The sequence below is a fragment of the Streptomyces sp. NBC_00016 genome, from assembly GCF_045040885.1.
Classification (GTDB): domain Bacteria; phylum Actinomycetota; class Actinomycetes; order Streptomycetales; family Streptomycetaceae; genus Streptomyces; species Streptomyces coriariae.
The window spans coordinates 466,226-484,995 of sequence record NZ_CP108304.1 but is presented as its reverse complement, the minus strand read 5'-3'; the positions used below and the strand labels follow the sequence as shown (position 1 = coordinate 484,995).

The 18,770-nt window shown below is 69.6% G+C and carries 18 protein-coding genes, 1 tRNA gene and 3 pseudogenes; 13 read left to right on the top strand and 9 right to left on the bottom strand.

The window, feature by feature from the left end; genetic code table 11:
* The first annotated feature begins 30 nt into the window (after window positions 1-30).
* Complete coding sequence (locus OG933_RS02380; RefSeq protein WP_405625047.1) at window positions 31-777, top strand: SDR family NAD(P)-dependent oxidoreductase; 747 nt, start codon at window positions 31-33, stop codon at window positions 775-777.
* A 117-nt stretch (window positions 778-894) separates the two neighbouring features.
* Here the strand turns inward: OG933_RS02380 and OG933_RS02375 are convergent, their stop codons facing one another.
* Window positions 895-1,539 (bottom strand): GAP family protein, encoded by a 645-nt coding sequence (locus OG933_RS02375; RefSeq protein WP_405625045.1) that lies wholly within the window; start codon window positions 1,537-1,539, stop codon window positions 895-897.
* Window positions 1,540-1,847: 308 nt separating this feature from the next.
* Here OG933_RS02375 and OG933_RS02370 point away from each other — a divergent pair, with 308 nt between their 5' ends.
* Window positions 1,848-2,513, top strand: a complete 666-nt coding sequence (locus tag OG933_RS02370) for a hypothetical protein (protein ID WP_405625043.1) — start codon at window positions 1,848-1,850, stop codon at window positions 2,511-2,513.
* 33 nt (window positions 2,514-2,546) lie between these two features.
* Here OG933_RS02370 and OG933_RS02365 read toward each other — a convergent pair whose 3' ends face one another.
* Together OG933_RS02365 and OG933_RS02360 are read right to left on the bottom strand one after the other, a co-directional pair.
* Window positions 2,547-3,221: a LysE family translocator gene (locus OG933_RS02365; RefSeq protein ID WP_405625041.1), complete on the bottom strand. Its 675-nt coding sequence runs from the start codon at window positions 3,219-3,221 to the stop codon at window positions 2,547-2,549.
* Between the two features lie 79 nt (window positions 3,222-3,300).
* Window positions 3,301-3,694 (bottom strand): annotated as a pseudogene (locus tag OG933_RS02360) (aminotransferase class III-fold pyridoxal phosphate-dependent enzyme); the annotation flags it as partial.
* Window positions 3,695-3,833: 139 nt separating this feature from the next.
* Here OG933_RS02360 and OG933_RS02355 point away from each other — a divergent pair.
* Together OG933_RS02355 and OG933_RS02350 are read left to right on the top strand one after the other, a co-directional pair.
* Window positions 3,834-4,577: a DUF1963 domain-containing protein gene (locus OG933_RS02355; RefSeq protein ID WP_405625039.1), complete on the top strand. Its 744-nt coding sequence runs from the start codon at window positions 3,834-3,836 to the stop codon at window positions 4,575-4,577.
* Window positions 4,578-4,684: 107 nt separating this feature from the next.
* A complete protein-coding gene (locus OG933_RS02350; protein WP_405625037.1) occupies window positions 4,685-5,185 on the top strand; it encodes a GNAT family N-acetyltransferase in 501 nt (166 codons plus the stop codon).
* Between the two features lie 159 nt (window positions 5,186-5,344).
* Here OG933_RS02350 and OG933_RS02345 read toward each other — a convergent pair whose 3' ends face one another.
* On the bottom strand, window positions 5,345-5,560 hold the full coding sequence (locus OG933_RS02345; protein WP_362530846.1) for a 4-oxalocrotonate tautomerase family protein: 216 nt from the start codon (window positions 5,558-5,560) through the stop codon (window positions 5,345-5,347).
* A gap of 166 nt (window positions 5,561-5,726) precedes the next feature.
* Between OG933_RS02345 and OG933_RS02340 the strand changes: the two genes are divergently transcribed.
* The 4 genes and pseudogenes from OG933_RS02340 (at window position 5,727) to OG933_RS02325 (ending at window position 9,209) form a co-directional block, all read left to right on the top strand.
* Window positions 5,727-6,614, top strand: a complete 888-nt coding sequence (locus OG933_RS02340) for a helix-turn-helix transcriptional regulator (RefSeq protein WP_405625035.1) — start codon at window positions 5,727-5,729, stop codon at window positions 6,612-6,614.
* A 94-nt stretch (window positions 6,615-6,708) separates the two neighbouring features.
* Window positions 6,709-6,795: pseudogene (locus OG933_RS02335) on the top strand (cold shock domain-containing protein); the annotation flags it as partial.
* Between the two features lie 48 nt (window positions 6,796-6,843).
* Window positions 6,844-6,917, top strand: a tRNA-Met gene (locus tag OG933_RS02330).
* Window positions 6,918-7,676: 759 nt separating this feature from the next.
* On the top strand, window positions 7,677-9,209 hold the full coding sequence (locus OG933_RS02325) for a flavin-containing monooxygenase (RefSeq protein ID WP_405625033.1): 1,533 nt from the start codon (window positions 7,677-7,679) through the stop codon (window positions 9,207-9,209).
* A gap of 291 nt (window positions 9,210-9,500) precedes the next feature.
* On the opposite strand, the gene OG933_RS02320 is transcribed toward OG933_RS02325, so the two are convergent.
* The gene (locus OG933_RS02320) at window positions 9,501-10,775 is read right to left on the bottom strand and encodes a CARDB domain-containing protein (RefSeq protein ID WP_405625031.1); all 1,275 of its coding nucleotides are present in this window, start codon (window positions 10,773-10,775) and stop codon (window positions 9,501-9,503) included.
* 307 nt (window positions 10,776-11,082) lie between these two features.
* Between OG933_RS02320 and OG933_RS02315 the strand changes: the two genes are divergently transcribed.
* The gene (locus tag OG933_RS02315; RefSeq protein ID WP_267022188.1) at window positions 11,083-11,325 is read left to right on the top strand and encodes a DUF5302 domain-containing protein; all 243 of its coding nucleotides are present in this window, start codon (window positions 11,083-11,085) and stop codon (window positions 11,323-11,325) included.
* Between the two features lie 471 nt (window positions 11,326-11,796).
* On the opposite strand, the gene OG933_RS02310 is transcribed toward OG933_RS02315, so the two are convergent.
* Window positions 11,797-12,156 carry an excisionase gene (locus OG933_RS02310; protein WP_405625029.1) on the bottom strand — a complete coding sequence of 120 codons (360 nt, stop codon included), beginning with the start codon at window positions 12,154-12,156 and terminating at the stop codon, window positions 11,797-11,799.
* A 68-nt stretch (window positions 12,157-12,224) separates the two neighbouring features.
* Between OG933_RS02310 and OG933_RS02305 the strand changes: the two genes are divergently transcribed.
* From OG933_RS02305 to OG933_RS02295, 3 genes and pseudogenes are all read left to right on the top strand, one after another.
* Entirely contained in the window at window positions 12,225-13,196 is a 972-nt protein-coding gene (locus tag OG933_RS02305) for a Clp protease N-terminal domain-containing protein (protein ID WP_405625027.1), read from the top strand.
* A 343-nt stretch (window positions 13,197-13,539) separates the two neighbouring features.
* Window positions 13,540-14,670, top strand: coding sequence for an FAD-dependent oxidoreductase (locus OG933_RS02300; protein WP_405625025.1), 1,131 nt, complete (start codon window positions 13,540-13,542; stop codon window positions 14,668-14,670).
* Between the two features lie 269 nt (window positions 14,671-14,939).
* Window positions 14,940-14,990: pseudogene (locus OG933_RS02295) on the top strand (hypothetical protein); the annotation flags it as partial.
* A gap of 3 nt (window positions 14,991-14,993) precedes the next feature.
* Here OG933_RS02295 and OG933_RS02290 read toward each other — a convergent pair.
* Together OG933_RS02290 and OG933_RS02285 are read right to left on the bottom strand one after the other, a co-directional pair.
* Entirely contained in the window at window positions 14,994-15,320 is a 327-nt protein-coding gene (locus OG933_RS02290; protein WP_405633713.1) for a hypothetical protein, read from the bottom strand.
* 137 nt (window positions 15,321-15,457) lie between these two features.
* Window positions 15,458-16,048: a TetR/AcrR family transcriptional regulator gene (locus tag OG933_RS02285; protein ID WP_362530872.1), complete on the bottom strand. Its 591-nt coding sequence runs from the start codon at window positions 16,046-16,048 to the stop codon at window positions 15,458-15,460.
* Between the two features lie 111 nt (window positions 16,049-16,159).
* Between OG933_RS02285 and OG933_RS02280 the strand changes: the two genes are divergently transcribed.
* Window positions 16,160-17,179 carry an NADP-dependent oxidoreductase gene (locus tag OG933_RS02280; RefSeq protein WP_405633214.1) on the top strand — a complete coding sequence of 340 codons (1,020 nt, stop codon included), beginning with the start codon at window positions 16,160-16,162 and terminating at the stop codon, window positions 17,177-17,179.
* Window positions 17,180-17,278: 99 nt separating this feature from the next.
* Here OG933_RS02280 and OG933_RS02275 read toward each other — a convergent pair whose 3' ends face one another.
* A complete protein-coding gene (locus OG933_RS02275) occupies window positions 17,279-18,670 on the bottom strand; it encodes a PLP-dependent aminotransferase family protein (protein ID WP_405625023.1) in 1,392 nt (463 codons plus the stop codon).
* Between the last annotated feature and the right edge of the window lie 100 nt (window positions 18,671-18,770).

Genomic DNA, 18,770 nt, shown 5'->3' with positions numbered 1-18,770 from the left:
CGGTACTGAAGGTTTGTGGAGGTCATCGGCATGGGACAGCTTGAAGGCAAGACCGCCGTCGTCACCGGCGGCGGCACCGGGATCGGCCTGGCGACCGCGAAGCGACTCGCGGCCGAGGGCGCGCACGTGTTCATCACCGGCCGGCGCAAGGCCGTGCTGGACGCGGCCGTCGAGACCATCGGCCCGGCGGGGGCCACCGCGGTGGTGGGTGACATCTCCGACCTGGCCGACCTGGACCGGCTCTACGACACGGTCCGCGCCGGGGGCCGGGGCCTGGACGTGCTGTTCGCCAATGCCGGCACCGCGTCGTTCGCGACGCTGGAGCAGGTCACCGAGGAGCACTTCGAGGAGACCTTCGGCGTCAACGTCCGGGGCACGTTGTTCACGGTGCAGAAGGCGCTGCCGCTGCTCAACGACGGCGCGTCGGTGATCCTGAACTCCTCGGTGCGCGCCGATGACGGTGTCGCGGCGTTCGGCGCGTACGCGGCCTCGAAGGCGGCGATACGGTCCTTCGCCCGGACCTGGGCCAACGAGCTCAAGGACCGCGGCATCCGGGTCAACGCGATCTCCCCGGGCACGATCGACACTCCTGGACTCGACGCCGTGGCCGCGGGAGACACGCCCCTGACCAAGTCGCAGTTCGCCGCAGGTGTCCCACTGGGCCGGATCGGACGCCCGGACGAGGTCGCCGCGGTGGTGGCTTTCCTCGCTTCCGAGCAGAGCAGCTTCATCCTCGGAGCCAACCTGTACGTCGACGGCGGCGAGAACCAGACCTGACCCACCGGTTGCTGGAGCCGACCCGTGTGGCCCTGTCCGGTCGACGGTCCGGGTGGAACGGCACGGCTTTGGCTTCTCGTCCTCGGTGGCCCTCTCGGGACGCCTGTGGAGGGCGTGTCAGGCGACGAGCTCGGCGATGCTTCGGGCCGTCAGCCCCAGGCCGAGGAGCAGGGAGAGCGTGACGATCAGCTGCTCCTGGTGCTGCTCCAGCCAGGTCCGCAGGGCGTTCAACCGGGCGTTCGCGACCGCGGGCGCCCAGACCACGTACAACTCCATGACGATGAGGCTGAGTGAGGCCAGCAGACAGTAGCCGGTCAGTGCGAGCCAGTCGGTGACGGTGGAGAGGTTCGCGTCGACGGCGGTCGCGGCGCCGGCGCCGACCAGTGCCCAGGGCTGCAACAGCCATGCCAGGCCGGCTGCCGTGACCGGGGAGGCGTTGTCGATCCGGGCGGTCCAGCGTGGCGGGCCGTGCGGGCGGGGCGGTCGGCGGTGCCGGTATGCCCCGTACAGCACCAGTGCCAGGCCGATCGCGAGCTTCACAGCGATCACGGCAGTCGAGGGCGCGCTGTGACGGGCCGGTGGCTGACCGCCGGTCAGCAGCACCACACAGGCGATCACCACCACCAGGTTGGCAAGCCACGACAACAGGAACGCCAGACCCTGGCGAACGCCACGCCGTGACGAGAGCAGCAGGATGAAGGCGCTGTTGTGCAAAGGCCCCAGGCTGATGGCCGTACCGATCACAACCAGGTCGAGGACCATCGGATCAGCCGCTCCCGGGTGTCAGGGCCGCCTGCCACCTGGGGACGGGCGGACCGGTCGGCAGAGTGAGGCGGTGGTGCTGCGGTGCCGCATCCCGACTTTGCAGGCGGCGGCCAGGCAGGTCAAGCAGGCCACGCCCGCAGGGCGGCACCGGCTGCCCGGCCGGGCTCCAGGGCAGCGCCCGGCCCCGACCGCGAGAGCCGCCTTCGATCCAGCCCCTGCTGCTTCGGTCAGCGGCGCTCATGGAAACATGCCTCAGGCGGGGCGGTGCCGACTGCCTCGTACGAACCAGTCGAAGGGGTGCTCACGTGGGGGACATATCGGCCGAGCGACGTCGCATCCTGCAGTCGCCTCCGCCCGAGCTGGTCGCGGAGGCGGCCGCGAACCCGGGCGGGTCGGTCGCGGTGATCGACCCTGACCTCATCGGCGACCCCGACGGATACGTCCCGGGGGAAGCCGTCCAGGGTGTCTGGCGGGTCGGCGAGGACGGGAAGCTCACCGGCGAGTTCGTGGAGAATCCGAACTACGGCCCGCCCAAGGACGACTTCGCCAAGCTCACGGATTCCGAGCACTGGCTGGGCTGGCTCGGTGAACAGCCGCCCGTTGCCGTGCGCGACTCCATCGCGGGGATCCTGGACGAACAGGTCCCTGGAGCGGTCCTGGAGTGGATCAAGGTCCTCGACGTGCCGCGCTACCTCACCGGAGGCCGCCCCCAACCGGACGACGAGAGCAACATGATCGTCACCCGGGCCGGCCTCGCCCTGCCCTTCGCGCTCTCCGTGACCAGCCCCGGAGGCAGACGGGAGATCCTCCAGGGCGCGTTCTCCTGGGTCGCCGTCAGACTCGACCAGCCCGGCGCGCGCAAGGACCAGGTCTGGCTCGACCTACGAGCCGACCTGGACTGGGCGGAGACGGAACTGCGCAACCGCATCTACCGCGTCGGCCAGGCCCCCGCCCCCGGCACCGCCACCTGAGACCCGCCCCGTCCGAATCCCGGAGCAGTGCTTTCAGGCTGCCGCGGCGACGCCGATGCCGATGGCGATGAACAGCCAGCCGGTCGTCAGCTCCCAGCGGCGGCGGACCTTCGGGCGGGCGAGGAACGCCCGTAGCCGCGCGGCTACGGCGACCAGGGCGAACCAGTAGGCGACACCGATGATGATGTCCAGGGTGCCCAGGAAGAAGATCTGCCGCGATGCCGAGCCGCCGCCGTCGACGAACTGCGGCAGGATGCTGAGGAAGAACAGCGCGGCCTTGGGGTTCAGCACATTGGTGAGGAAGCCCTGGGTGAAGCCGGACCGCCACCGGCCGTGGACCGGTCCGTCCTCCGCCGGAGTTCGCGGGTCGGCGCCGTCCGCCAGGCCCCCGGCCGCCTCTCGCCCGGCGGCCCGCTCGCGGGCGGCCCGTCGCGCGGCCAGCACGGCCCGGACTCCCAGGTAGACGAGGTAGGCCGCGCCCAGCAGCTTGATGGTGTCGTAGACCGCCGGTGAGCGGGCGGCGATCAGCGACAGTCCGACCGCGGCGGCGAGCATGTGCACGCACAGTCCGGCCTGGGCGCCCAGCGCCGCGGCCCGCCCTTTGGCGGGATGCTCGGTGGCCGACCTCACCACCACGAGGAAGTCCGGGCCGGGGACCACGTACGCCACCAGTACTACGCCGAGGAAGCCGACGAGGTCGACCGACATCCGTTCTCCCTTTCGTTGGCCCCGTGGCCGGTTCGCCGCGCGAGGGTCGTTCGTCCAAGAGGTGGGTGCCCGGGTCCGGTCAGGCCGCGAGAGTCCGCCTGCCGACTGTCGAGGCGACGGACTCGTCGAGCATCCCAAGGCCCCGTTCCCACTGCTCGTCCGTCACGGTGAGCGGCGGCAGGACCATGGCCACCTCGTCGCCCGGCCCGGCCGTCTCCAGCACCAGACCGCCCCCGTGCCCGGGCGGCGGTGACGAACGCCGGGTTGTAACCACGGAAGGTGCCGTTGTGCTCGCCGGGCTTCCACACGTCGTACTCGGGACGCATCAGCGTGAGGGCCATGGGCATCCCGTACCCGCTGATGGACTTGGACAGGCAGACGATGTCGGGGACTATTCCGGCCGGTTCGAAGGAGAAGAACGGTCCGGTACGCCCGCAGCCCATCTGGATGTCGTCCACCACCAGCTGTGTGTCGTGCTCCGAGCCCAGGAGGCCGAATGATCCGGCTTCCAACTAGCCCACGAACGCGCATCAATGGACTGCCCTTTTGCTCCGGAGAGTCCGAAGAGGCAAGCGGGGGCTGTGTCAGACCGCTGAGGCAGACTGTCGGCCCATGAACGCGCTTGACGAATATCGCGTGGCGGCTCGCAAACGAGACGTGCCCGAGCATCTCCTCGACAGGGCGCTCCGGCTCGCCCGTCCGCGCTTGGAGCTGCGGTCGATGGACGACTCCGATGCTCCTGTCGTCGGACAGTACGGAGGCCATCCCCAGCTTCCCCCGGACGTTGAATGGTCCGGCTTCCCCGCCTTTATCGCTTCGGTCGACTGTGCCGCGGTTCCGGTCGGCGACCTGGACATACCGCTGCCGGAGGACGGGCATCTGCTGTTCTTCGCCAACAACAGCGAGCCGAGCTACGTCCCGGGGCCCACGAAGGAAGGCCGGGTGGTGTACGTCCCGGCCGGAACGGCAACGACGGAACGGGTCCCCTGTGAAGAGGACGCGTCCTACACGTTCGAGTCGTACCCCCTCCGAGGCCGGCTCGACCGGTTCATGCCCGATACCAACAATGACACCGCCGACCAGGAAACCGTGCGTCTCATCCACCCTTACCTGCAGGATTACCTGGACGAGACCATGAACGGCGAACTCACCCTGGGCGGGTACTCAAGCGTGATACATCACGACCCGGCCCCCTGGCCCGTCACCGACGACGAAGCGTTCATCTTGCTGGCACACGCGGACTACGAGTTCGTGGACACCCCTCTCAACTGCGCCGCATCCTGGTTGATCCACCCCCGGGACCTGGCCGAAGGAAACTTCGAGAACGTGCAGCTCGATATCCAGGCATATATGTGACACCTGGTACTCCGGTCGTAGATCGTCATATGCCGTGACCTTGGGGTCTGTCCGCGCTGGGCGGAAACTCAGGTGGCCTCAGCGCGCCACCCGGGTAGGGTCGGGCGGTGCCCGAGTTGAAACGGCTGCATGCCGGCCACGCCCCGGCGGTCCTGGCCTTCGAGCTGGCGAACCGCGCCTACTTCGCCGCCTCGGTCTCCGACCGCGGCGACGAGTTCTACGACCGGTTCACCGACCGGTACAGCGCCTTGCTGGCTGAGCAGGAGGCGGGCATCTGCGCCTTCTACGTGCTCGTCGGCGAGGACGGCTCGGTTCTGGGCCGGTTCAACCTGTACGACTTGAAGGACGGCACCGCAGAGCTCGGCTACCGGGTTGCGCAGCACGTCGCCGGCCGCGGCGTGGCGACCGCGACCGTCCGGGAGCTGTGCCGGCTGGCGGCGGCGCGACACGGGCTGCGCACACTGCGGGCGGGCACCTCCCGCGAGAATGTCGCGTCCCAGAAGGTGCTGACCAAGGCCGGCTTCGTCCCGGTCGGCCCGGCCGGCCCGGCCGACCTCGGTGGCAAGCCGGGCACTTGGTATCAGCGTGACCTCACAGTCCAGCCGTAGAGCGCGATTGATCTGATTGGTGGACTGGCCGCAGGTGCCAGCGTAGATCCGGCCCGCCGGCAGGAGCCGTTCGAGGAGCTGTCGGCCGGGGCCGGGGCCGCACACCGGGGCCAAGGGTTACCGTTTCGACGACCGGGCCGTCATCGACCGGCCGGGCCGTCACTCCTGCGGCGTCTGCTGGATTTTGGCAAGCGTGAGGACATCGCCGCCGATGCCCCAGCCGGCGTCGGCGACCTCTTCGACCAGTACGAGGGTGGTGGCTCGGGCGCGGTCGCCGAAGATCTCGGCGTACAGGTCGGTGGTGCGCGTGATGATCTGCTCCTTCTGCTCTGCGGTGAGGGCGCCGGCGGGGACCTTGAAGTTCGCGAATGGCATGGTGCTCTCTCTTCGTACGGGGGCGCCGGAGCTGCTCACCATGAGCAGGAGGCGGACCCTGAGGGGGCAACCATGTGCCCGAGTCACCAGCTCCGGCCAGGGCTGAGCCCACCCAGGGGTCACCAGCCCCTGGCTCGGACCCCGTCGCAGAGGCGACGATGAGCGCGTGAACCTTCCCGAGCTTGCGGCGTTCCTCAGGTCCCGGCGTGATCGGATCCGGCCGGCCGACGTCGGGCTGCCCGTCGGGCCCCGACGCCGGGTGCCCGGCCTGCGGCGCGAGGAGGTTGCGCAACTGGCGGGCCCGTCGGCCGACTACTACACCGAGCTGGAGCGCGGACGCGGCGCCCAGCCGTCGTCCCAGACACTGGCCGCCCTCGCCCGGGCGCTGCGGCTGGACGGCGACCAGCGTGATCACCTGTTCCATCTCGCCGACCGGCCGCTGCCCGCGTCGGCGCACGGCGCGAGCGCGCGGTACGTCCAGCCCGCCCTGCTCGGGTTGCTGGACAGGCTGGCCACCACCCCGGCCCAGGTCATCACCGACCTGCACGAGACCCTCGTCCAGAACGAGCTGGCCGTGGCGCTGCTCGGCCGGGCGCCGGAACCGCGTGGCCCCGCCACCGGCTTCGCGTACCGCTGGTTCACCGATCCGGCTGCCCGCGCGATCTACCCGCCCGAGGACCATCCGCACCACTCACGGGTCTTCGTCGCCGACCTGCAGGCAGTCGCCGCCCGCCGGAGCCGCGACACCGCAGTCGTCGGAATGACGGCCGCCCTGCGGCGGCGGAGCGCGGAGTTCGCCGCCCTGTGGGACACCCACGACGTAGGCCTGCGCCGCACCGATCACAAGCGCATCGTGCACCCCACGCTGGGCGTCATCGAGTTGGACTGCCACAGCCTGTTCAGCGAGGACGGCCGCCAGCGCCTCCTGTGGTTCACGGCCCCGCCCGGTACCGAGGGCGCCGCTCAGCTCGAGCTGCTCCGCGTCATCGGCACGCAGGACATGGCGGCGACCGAGGGCGCCTCCCGCACCGAAGGCGGCGTCCACGCGGGCTGAGAACAGCTGGCCGCCCCGGAACCGCCCGAGCGGCAGGCCCCCTCTCGTGACCATCGCCACACCCGCGCCGGCGGGGGCGTAGCTCTCCGCGGCCATTGCCCCCGGGTTTATCGCCCAGGACGGCGGCGCACCGGACGTTTTCGCCCACTGCTCCAAAGTCTCCGGCAATGGCTACCGGGAGCCGCCCGACGCAGCGACCCGTGGATCACGTGTAGGGTGGCATTACCGACGCGGGGTGGAGCAGCTCGGTAGCTCGCTGGGCTCATAACCCAGAGGTCGCAGGTTCAAATCCTGTCCCCGCTACGAAAGGAAGGGGCCCGGCATTGCCGGGCCCCTTCCGCATGTCGCCGAGCCCATGTCCGTCCGACCGGCAGGCCTGTACTCCTTGCAGCCCAAGTCCGGCAGTGGCCCGATCTCAGCTCGGCTTCCATGCCTGGTCCTGCACGTTTCCTCGGCCGGTCTGTCGGCTCTTCCGCAGTCCTTGGCCATGGAGAAGAGCATCGTCACGAAATCGGTCTTCGCGACGGAGAGCGCCACCCGTACGGAGCAGTATGCGGTCGGCACCGCGGGGAAGCCGGACGATGCGCTGGTAAGTGTGGAGTGCTCCCCTCGCTCCAGCGTCCGGGCGGCCGCAGTCGAAACTTCCCCGAGTCGACCGCGGCCGCCCGAGCAAGGGCTCCGTAGAGCGCCAGAGCGCCAGAGCGCCAGAGCGCCAGAGCGCCAGAGCGGCAGTGCGGCAGTGCGGCAGTGCGGCATGGCCCCGTAGAGGTGACCGCATGGTCCTGACATCGCCGGCCGCATCGATGCTCGCCCAAGCCCGGGCGGCGGGGGGTGACGCCGCGGGCGTCAGGGTCGTTGTCGGTGCGTGATCACACCATGCGAGCGGGGTACGGCCCCGACGGTTCCTCTGCCCCGCGCTGCCGCTCAGACCGCTGCCCGACGGGCCCGACTGCGAGGGCCAGCCCGCCCGACGGCCCCGCGGGGGCTCCGCGCGGGCGATGGCCTGTGCGCAGGCCGCACGGCTGGAGCGTTGCTGTGATTCCGGCGCAGAGTGAGCGGATTGTGAGGGACGTGCGGGCCGTCGTCGTCGGAGCTGGGTTCTCCGGGATCGGGGCCGCCGTCCGGCTTCGCGAGGCAGGATGTGACGACGTCCTCGTCCTGGAGAAAGGGACACACCTCGGCGGCACCTGGAGGGAGAACACCTACCCGGGCTGCGCCTGCGATGTGCCCTCAACGCTCTACAGCTACTCCTTCACGCCGGATGCCGCCTGGAGCAGGGTCTTCGCCGGACAGCGGGAGATCCTCGCCTATCTGCGGGCGACGGCCGAGCGGTACCGGCTCGGTGACGTGCTGCGCTGCGGCGTCGAGGTGCTGGGGGCACGATGGGACGGGGCGGCCGGCCGCTGGCTGCTGGAGACCAGCGACGGGCCCTACAGCGCGGCGGTACTGGTCCTGGCCACCGGCCCGTGGCACGTCCCGCGCCGCCTGGAGGTGCCCGGCATCGAGGACTTCGACGGTCCCGTGTTCCACAGCGCCCGGTGGGATCACAGCGTCGACCTGACCGGGCGACGGGTGACCGTCGTGGGCGGCGGCGCCTCCGCCGTCCAGATCGTCCCGGCCATCGAAGCCCGGGCCGCGACCGTCAACCTCATCCAGCGCACACCCCAGTGGGTGCTGCCCAAGCCCGATCTGCCGTTACCCGCCGCCTTCAACCGGCTTGTGGACGGCGTCCCCGGCGCTCGCGGTGTCCTGCGCGCCGGTCAGTACGCCCTGCAGGAGGGCTTCGGCTATGCCTTCCGTCACCCGCAGGCCGCCCGGCTCCTCGAGGCGGGGGCCCGCGCACACCTGCGCCTCGCCGTCCGTGACCGGCAGCTGCGGCGGCACCTGACGCCTGACTACCGGCTGGGCTGCAAGCGCCTGCTGACGTCGAGCACCTTCTACCCGGCCCTGTCCCAGCCGCACGTGCGTCTGCATCCGACCGCCGTGAGCGCCGTACGCGGCAACGAGGTCGTCGGCGCCGACGGCACCACCGTCCACACCGACGTGCTCATCGAGGCCACGGGTTTCCGCGTCGGCGAGCTGCCGCTGGCCACGACGCTGTACGGCATGAACGGTCGGACACTCGACGAAGCATGGGGCGACGAACCGCAGGCGTACCTGGGCACCACCGTGAGCGGCTTCCCCAACCTCTTCCTGCTGCTGGGGCCCAACCTGCTCGGCGGCTCCACGTCCGCGATCACGATCCTTGAGGCGCAACTGACGTACCTGGTCGCTGCCCTGGCCCACCTCGACCGGGGAGGGCCTCGCGCCCTGAACGTCAGGCCGGCCGCACAGGCCGCGCACAACAACGCCGTCCAGGAGGCGCTCGCGACCACGGTCTACAACACGGGCGGCTGCACCAGCTACTACTTCACCTCCACCGGGCACAACACCTTCGCCTGGCCGTGGTCCACCGGACAACTCGTGCGCAGCCTGAGCCATTTCGACGCCGACGCCTACACCGTCGACACACCGGACCGCCACCTTCCCCTCCCCGCTCAGTCGAGGCCGCAGCCTGCAGACCGTACGGCAGTCGCGAACGCGGAGCAGCCATGACGCGGAGGCGAGCGGCACGGGGCCGACCCCCGCCCTCCGGCTTGGTAGCTGTCCCGGCGGTTGCGTGAGTCGAAACGGTACAGCGGGAAGATGCGCGCCATCTGGAGCCAGAGGACGTCAGCAGATCCGGCTGAAGCCGTCCGACTCTATTTGCGGAACGACTTCACAGACTTCGCGGGGCGTTGTCGCCTGGACGATGCTCACACCGCGCTCGGCCGGCAAGGCCTGAAGGATGCTCTGCGCGGGTTCGGAGCAGCTGTTCAAAGGGCTGCTCCGAACCCGCCGGGCCGGTCAGTTGACGGTCAGGACCGCCGTGTTGTTCGTGAGGTCCGGGTCGAAGTCGAAGGGGGACTGGCCGAACTCGCCGAACGAGGGGTGGATGCTCACGGCACCGGTCGCACCGGGCACCACGGTGTCGACGCGCACGGAGAACGCGAACGTGCGCTGCGTGTCCTCCAGCACCCAGTACCGCAGGTTGCAGTCGTAGCGCGGGGCGCCCGTCTGCTTCGGGTAGTAGCCGCCGGCGAGGGTGCGCGGGGAGCAGCCGGACGGGACGCCGGTGACCTTGGTGCCCTCGGGCACGATCAGCCGGACCTTGGCGACCGGGTCGCCGGAGCCGAGGTGTGCGAACCAGGCCGGCCCGTTGTTCTTGAACGTGAGCTCGGCCGTGGCCGTCTCGCCCGCCGCACCGGAGATGGAGTCACCGGTCACGGAGAAGTCCGCGGTGTTCTCCACGCCGATCTGGAGGGCCACGTAGTCGTTCCCGGAGTTGATGTCCTGGGCGCCGCCGCCCGGTTCGACGTCGATGTCGAGCCGCTCGTTCAGCGCGCGCGGTGCGAGTCGCACCGTCAGCGGCTCGGGCAGCTCGAAGGAGTCGCCCGGCGCCAGCACCTGGTCGAACGTGCAGATCACCATGCTCGACGGTGAGTAGTCGCTGCCGTCCGTCACGGTGTAGGTGCAGGCGTCGTACCGGGTCAGATCCGTCAGGCCGTACGAGGCGTACAACTGGACGGTGAACCCGTTCGCGCTCTCGTTGCCGTTGTTGGTGATCTTGAGCGGGATCGTCCGCTCGTCGCCGGGCTGACCGCCCTCGATGTCGGCGATGGGATCGATGGTGAGGTCGGGCCCGGTGCCGACGGTGAGCGTGGTTTCGGAGCTCTCGTGCGGCGCGGTGAGCGTGCCGTCGGGGCCGCCGGTGGCCGTCGCCTCGTAGGTGATCCTGCCCTGTGCGCCGACTGCGGCGCCGTCGGCCGCGCGCACCGTCAGGAGCACCTGGTTCTCGTAATCGCCGTCGATCACGGGCACCACGGGTACGTCGCACACCGCGCTCGTGCCGCTCGGCGTGCAGTTGTCAGGCCAGGTCACCTCGGCGACCCCGGTGAGTTCGGAGACGTCGACGGTGAGCCTGCCGTCGGTCACCGTGAAGTTCGCGTTGTCGTGGTAGATGCCGACGCCGAGGGGGCGGGACTGCGGCTGACCGCCGTCGATGCCGAGCGGCAGTGTCTGCTCGTACGGCTCGTCGATCGACAACTGGTCGGTCTGCGGCGGGTCGTCGTCAGCGAACACGGGCGTGGCAAGGCCGGCAGTCAACAGGCCGACCGCCACCGCCACGGCGGCGCCGGATCTCAGGCGTAACGGGCGTCCAGCAGCGAACAGTCTCATTGCTACCCCCCAAGGGTGTGGTCAAGCGACTGATGCGCCGACAGCCCCGGCGCACCGGCAGGATCATCACATGGCACGGCAGCCCGCCGCGCCCGGGTTTTCCGGCCCTGTCGGAGAACAGAGCTGGGGCGGGGAGCTCCAGGGGTGGTGCCTCGAGCGGTGCTCGCCATGACAAGCTGTGCTTTCCACTGCCCAGTCCCAGGAGGTCACCATGGCCGCAGAGTCCGCATTGCCCGAGGGCTCGGAGCCGGTTGACGGCGAGAGCCGTGCCCTCTCGCCCGATGACGACGGTCAGTACGACTTGAAGCGCAAGTTCCGGGAGGCCTTGGAGCGCAAGCGGGGCAAGCAGGCGGACGCCGCCGACCTCGCCGCGAACACCGACACGTCGAAGATCCACGGCGCGCACGGCCCGGCCGCGAGTCAGCGGTCGTTCCGTCGAAAGAGCGGTGGCTGAGTCCATAAAGAGCGGTGGCTGAGTCCAAACGGTCTATGGACGGAACTCGGCAGGTTCAGGCGACGGCTGCGAGGATATGGGGCCGAGTTCCGCAGGGCTTCGACGCCGCCGTGCTCTACGCCTACACACCGCTTCAGCCGAATATCGCCGGGATGACCGCGTCCGCGCTGCCCTTCCCGTCCCGGGCAGCCCGGCCGGCCTCGCCGCCGAACCGACCGTTTACGCAATGCACTTGGGGACAGTCACCTGCGGCGACTCAGTCAGCGCCTGCTGGAGCAGACGCGGCGGAAACACGTGATGGTGCACGTGGCAGGGACCGCGGTGGTCCCGGCCGAGCGCTCCAGCCCGTTGCCGCCGCGTTCCCCTACGGGCGCCGCTGGACCGGCCGTACGCCCTGGTCGCCGATGAGGCGGGCGGGTCCGGCGACGATGGCACCGGTCCGGGCCGATGACCTGGCGCTGCTCGCGCCGGTCACTTCCGTTCCAGAGCGGCCAGCCGCAGTTCAAGTTGGTCAACCCGGTGCCGTAGCAGGGTGACCTGGGCTTCCAGACTGACTTCTCGCTCCGCCCTGCGCTGAATGCGCGGTGACGCGGCGGCGCGCTCGATCACCGCGTCCAACTGGACCAGACGCTGCGGCCCGTTCGGGCCGTCCACCAGCCGGGACCGGATCTCGCCATTGCGATACCAGGACCGCAGGGCGGAGCGGGAGACGCCGGTCTCCGCTTCCGCCTTGGCCAGTGTGACCCAGGGTTTCTCGTCCAGCTGCTCGAACAGTTCCAGCTCGTTCTGCCAACGCGCGAGCCGGCCCTCCCAGTCCGACGGTGTCTCCATCACACCCTCCCTTCAGCATGGTGACCCTATCAATAGCAGTGTATTGACAGGGTTGGGACCATAAAACCATGTCATTTGAAAGGTTCACGGTGGAAGCCCGCAAGGTGGTCGTCACGGCTCAGGAGGAGGCGAGGCTGCTCAAGCACAACTACATCGGCACGGAGCACATCCTGTTGGGGCTGCTCGACGCGCCCGACAGCACGGCGGCGAAGGTTCTGCACCAGCTCGGGTACGACAAGGAGACGGCGCAGGTCGATATCGCAGCGGTGGTCAAGCCCGGCACGCAGCAGCTGAGCGGCCATATCCCGTTCGCCCCGCGCGCGAAGAAGACGCTGGACCTCGCCCTGCGCGAGGCGCTGCAACTGCACCACACCTCCATCGGTACGGAACACATCCTGCTTGCCCTGGTCACGGAAGGTGAGGGCGTCGGCGCGAAGGTACTTGCCGAGCGGATCAATCCGATCAGCAAGATCCGTGCCGCGGTGCTGGCGTCATCGGAGGGATCGCAGGACGTCGCGGCGGGCCCATGGCCAGCGGGCACAGCAGCCACCGAGGACACCGTGTCCGCCGCCAGCGCGCTGGCCGGTGGCGCACCGGTCGGCAGCCATCACCTGCTGGAGGCGATGCTGCGGGCGGAGAACAGCATGGCGGCCAAGGTGCTGCGCGAACTCGGGGTCGACCCGGACGCGGTCGCCGCCAAGATCGACGAACTGGATCCCGAGACGACCACCGACGCGAACCCGGAGGAGGCCGCCGCGCGCAAGATGGAAATCCGGCTGGTCGGCGACGAGGTGCACGTGATCCTGCGGGACCCGGCAACGGTCACGATCGCCAAGACGGTCACCGAGCTGTCCAACGGCCCGATCCAGGGCGTCGGGCCGGTGGCCGGCATGTTCGTCCCGCTCTGGCGGTCGACCAACCAGCTGTTGCTGCAGATCCGGCGTGTGCTGGAACCGGAGCCCGGAGAAGAGGACGGATCCGCCGCGAACAACGTGGCCAAAGTCGTGCGCACGGTCCTCGCGCCCCGGCTCCGCCGGTGAACCGGCCGAACAGCGGGCCGGGACCTGTCGGTGGGACAGGCGAGGACGGGGGCGTGGTGAGCGACGACGCGCCGGCACCGTTCTCGCCGGCGACCAGGAGGTCGTTCACAGGCGCGTTCGCCGGGCTCATCGAGGCGCAGAGCGACGCCTGTCAGGTCGTCGCCGTCGGCCGGCACGCGCCGGCAGGCGCGCCTCGCCGAGCCGTCCCAGGCCGGCCGGCTGACCACAATTCCGGCCGGGGCGATCGGCGAGTCAGGGACCGCGTTCGACGCCCCGCCGGGAGTGGCCCAGGCGCACGGGTCGCACTCTCGCGAGTAGTCAATGCCGTGAATAGGAGGCAACCATGACCAGCACCAGCACCAGCACCATCGCCATCGTCGGAGCAGGCTTGGGGGGCCTGGCCCTTGCCCGTGTGTTGCACGTGAACGGCATCGACGCCGTCGTGTACGAACGGGAATCGTCGCGCCGCGCGCGCGGTCAGGGCGGCATGCTCGATCTGCACTCCGGGACCGGGCAGCGGGCGTTACGCGAGGCCGGTCTGATCGACGGGTTCCACGCGATTGCCCGTCGTGAAGGCCAGGACCTGCGCCTTCTCGAGCCGGACGGAACCCTGCTGCTGCAGGAGGATACGCCCGACGACGCCCCGCTCGAGCGACCCGAGGTCGACCGCGCCGATCTGCGCAACCTGCTGCTGGACTCCCTCCCCGAACACGCGGTGCGCTGGGGGCACACGGTGGAGTCCGTCGACCGTGGCGTGCTGCACTTCGCCGACGGCAGCAGTGCGACGTACGACCTGCTGGTCGGCGCCGACGGCGCGAACTCCCGGGTCCGCGCGCTGCTCACCGACGCCCGACCGGCCCACACCGGCCAGAACGTCGTTGAACTCGGCATTCCCGACATCGACCGCACCCACCCCGACCTCGCGGCGATGGTCGGGCGCGGCAACTACTGGGTGCTCGGCAACGGACAGTCCCTGTCGGCGCAGCGCAACGGCAACGGCCGCGTATGCATCGGCCTCAGCTTCCACACCGCCGAGGACTGGTTCGCCACCAGCGGGATCCCTTTCGACGACCCAGCCGCCGCTCGGGAGCGGCTGATCGACCTGTTCACGGGCTGGGACCCACGGTTCACCGCACTGATCGCCGCCTGCGACGACACGGTCCTGCCGCGGTCGATCACCACCCTCCCGGTCGGCCTGACCTGGCCGTCGATGCCGGACGTCACGCTGCTCGGCGATGCCGCGCACCTGATGCCGCCGGTGGGGCAGGGCGCCAACATGGCGCTGCTCGACGGCGCGCTGCTCGGCCTCGCGCTGACCGCGCACCCGGACGACTTTCCGGCCGCCATCAAGGAATACGAACGCGAGATGTTCGAGCGCACCAGTGCCGCCGGTCGGCTGTCCGCGCACGTCCAGGAAATCCTGGCGTCGCCGGACGCCAGCCAGAAGATACTCGCGTTCTTCCAACGGGGCTGACATGCGTTCCAGTGGCCGACAGAAGCCAGAAGCCGGCCCACGGGGGAGCTGGGAGGTTCTCGTCGGTCCGGGACGGCCACAAGGATCTTCAGTCGACTGCCGCTGGCGCAGGTCGTCCTTCGGCTCGCGCCGAACAGGTCACGCTCGCCGTGTGGTGGGTGGTCCTGGGAGGAAGTTCCTATGGGGATCATCTCGCGGGAGCGGTACGGCGGTTGCGGTGACGTGCGGGGCTGACGCAGGAGGCTCTGGCGGAGCTTTCGGGTGTTTCGGTGAGCACGATCCGCGGCGTGGAGACCGGTAGGCGCCGTAGTCCGCAGCTCGCGTCAGTGCGTCAGCTGGCGGCGGCACTGGATCTTCGGCCGGCCGAACTCGATGAGTTGCTGGCTGCGGCGGCGGGCACGTTGGAGCCCTCGGCGGTTCCGGTACCGCGTCAGTTGCCCGCCCCGCCCCGCCCCGCCCAGGCCGTTCGTGGGCCGCGAGGACGAGCTGGGCCGACTGGATGCCTCGGTGCGGGCGGGTTCGGGCACGGCGGGCACGGTGGTCGTCTCCGCCATTGCCGGTGTCGGCGGGGTGGGCAAGTCGTGGCTGGTGCTGCACTGGGCGCACCGCAACGCCGACCGGTTGGACAGCAGGTGCAGTCGCACGCCCACGCCAGCGATCAACCGCAGCGCGGGAAGGCTGCCGCCGCGCACACCACCAGCAGTCGATGAAGCCGCGACCGCAGGGCGAGTGGGTGACTGAGCCGATGCCGATGCCGACCTGCTTCATTCCCCTCACTCGCTCGATTTCAGTTACGGCCCGGGGGCGGCGTTGTCCCGGGATCGGTGCTCGCTGGATTCGTCAGGATCGCGCTCGCGACAACGTCGAAGAGGTGGTCGGCGCGTGGGGCGAGGGAGGGTTGATCGCTGAGCCATGCGAGCCCTGCCACCAACGCGAACAGATCGGTGCCGTCAATGTCGGTCCGCGCCGCGCCCGACGCCTGGGCACGGGCAAGGAGCCGGGCACCGGCCGCGCGCAACGTGACGCACGAAGCGTGGAGCGCGGAGTCGGTGTCCTCGATGGCTGCTGTCATCAGCGCGGTCACTCCCTGGTACTCGGTCGTCCATGCGACGCAGTCGCGCAGCCACGAAACGAGAGCATCCTCGGGAGAGCTCGATGTCTCGAGCTCGCCTGCCTTTGCCGTCAGCCCGTTGAAGCTCGTGCGGAGCAAGGCTTCGAGCAGCGCCTCGCGCGTCGGGAAGTGACGCAGCAGCGTCGCGAGTCCGACGTCGGCCCTGCGCGCGATGTCGCGCATGGAGACGTCCGAGCCGTGCTCGGTGATGGCGGTTCCCGCGACTGCGAGCACGTGGTCGCGGTTCTTCCTGGCGTCGGCCCGCATCTGTCCCTCTTGACTATCCGGATCAGTGGTCCATATATTCGGATCAGTGGTCCACTTATGTGGAGCGCTGATCCGGATAAGCCTATCCCGCTGCGCGGGCAGGAGAAAATGATGCCGATACACACGATGAGGGCGGTCCGGCTGCATGAGCACGGAGGCCCGGAAGTTCTGCGCTACGACGAGGTGCCGATTCCCGAGCCGGGGCCGGGTGAGGTGCTCGTTCGCGTTCACGCGGTCGGCGTCAATCCTCCGGACTGGTACCTGCGCGGCGGGCTGACCAGGATGCCTGGGGAGACGGCATCGACGGTCAGACTGCCGGTGATTCCGGGGACGGACGTGTCGGGCGTCGTCGAGGCCATTGCCTCGGACGTAGACGGCCTCGCCGTAGGTGATGAGGTCTTCGGCCTTCTGCGATTTCCCAGCTTCGACGGCAGCGCATACGCCGAGTACGTGGCCGCGCCTGCGGCGGACCTCGCACGCAAGCCGGCCGGCATCGACCACGTGCAGGCCGCCGGGGCCCCCATGGCCGGGCTGACGGCATGGCAGTTCCTGATCGAGGTCGGACACGGTCACCCCTCGCCGTTCCAGGCGGCGCCGCATCGCCCGACTGCGCTCGACGCCGACACGACGGTGCTCATCAACGGTGCCGCGGGCGGAGTGGGGCATTTCGCGCTACAGCTGGCGAAGTGGAAGGGCGCACACGTCATAGCGGTGGCATCGGGCGCGCATGAATCGTTCCTGAGCGAGCTCGGCGTCGACCGGTTCATCGACTACACCAAGAGTCGTCCTGAGGAACTCGTGCACGGCGTCGACCTCGTTCTCGACACCGTCGGCGGGCCCGACAGCAAGCGATTCCTGCGTACGCTGAAGCGCGGTGGCGCCCAGTTCCCCGTGCTCCCCGGGGATTTCGACGAAGACGAGACCGCGAAGCTGGGCGTCACGGTCTCGAGCGCACAGGTTCGCTCGAACGGCGCACAGCTTGCGGAACTGGGGCGCCTGCTCGACGCGGGCAGAGTCCGCGTCGCGATCGACAGCACGTTCGCGCTCGCGGATGCCCGAGCAGCACACGAGCGCGCCGCCCGAGGGCACATCCGGGGCAAGATCGTGCTCACGGCCGGTTCCAGCGGCTGACGCGGTGAGGGGATGGGCCCGATTGCCTTGTCCGGGGCAGTGGTTGGGCGGGCGCGCGCAGGTCCGGCAGACCCGCGTCGCCTCCGTCCCGCGCCACGCTCACGCGATGGGTGCTGGGGTGTGCCTTCCGGTGGCGCCTCGTGCGAGTGCCTGTTCTGCCTGTGCGAGTCTGCGGATTGCCGGGACCAGTTGACCCGAAGGAAGCGTGTACGGCAGTCGGATGTTGCGCTCGAACGCACCCCCGATCCCGAATCGAGGCCCGGCCGCGATGGTCACTCCGTGGTCAGGCGCGATGGCTGCCAGCCGTGAGCTGACGGGCTCGGGGAAGGTTGCCCACAGCGTCACACCGCCGGCCGCCGGCAGGGCGTGGACGTTCGGTAGGTGCTCGGTGAGTGCTTGGCGCAGGGCGTCACGCTGCGACCTGAGTTGCTGGAGCGTGTCCGGCCGCTGGGTCTGTTGCTCGTTCAGGAGGACGGCTGTGGCGAGCTGTTCGACGACGGGGGTGCCGAGATCTGTCGTGGGACGGGCCTTTTCGACGCGTTCCAGGAGCGAGGGCAGAGCGCGGATCCAGCCTATGCGTAGGCCGCCCCAGACGCTCTTGGACACGGAGCCGATGCTGATGGCGGCCGACATGTGCAGCGCGAGGGGCTCGGGGCTCGGAACGTCCAGAGCCAGATCGGCCATGGTCTCGTCGACGACCGTGGGACACGCGAGACTGAGGCGTTCGCGCACGTCAGTGGGCATGCACATCCCGGTCGGGTTGTGAAAGTCGGGTATCAGGTACGCCAGGTTCGCGATTTGCCCTGCTGCGTGGAGTTGCTCGGTGTCCCAGCCGGAAGACGTCACGGCGACGGGGAGAAGTCGGGCACGCGCTTGAGTGAATGTCGTGATCGCGTGCGGGTAGGTCGGATGGTCGATGAGGACTCTGTCGCGTGGCGACAGGAGTATGCGCGTCAGAAGAGCGAGCGCGTGCTGTGCGCCGTTGGTGATCAGTACGTGATCGGGCCGGGTGGGCAGTCCTCTCCGCGCATACCAGTGGGCGACTGCTTCGCGCAGCTCCGCGGTGCCGTACCGGTCGTAGCCGTGCCGCTCGAAGTGTCGTGGCAGTTGTTCGAGAGCGCTCGCGAATGCGGCGTGGAGGATTTCTACGGGAGCGGCCGGCGCGGCAAAGGACAGGTCGAGGGTCTCCGTGTCCGTGCCGACCGGGTGCTCGGACGTGGTGCTGTCAGGAAGCCGTACCGTCGCCCTGGTACGCGGCTGTGTGGCGAGGTATCCGTGCTCGGCCAGCGTGCGAAACGCGGTACCGACGGTGGTTCTGCTGGTGTCGAGCGCGACAGCCAGGTCACGCTCGCTCGGCAGGGCAACACCGAGGGAGAGGCGGCCGTCCAGGATGAGCAGACGCAGCCTGTCGGAGAGACGTTGATGCGCCGGCCCCGGCCCCTCCTGCCAGGTCCCCAACATCCGGGCCACCGCGTGTGAGCTGATTTTCACCCGACCAGCCTAACCAATCTGGCTATGGAATCGAGTGCCAGATCGCCCGGAGACTCGCCCTATGGCACCTCGTCCCTCCACGGCACACACCTCCGTCCCG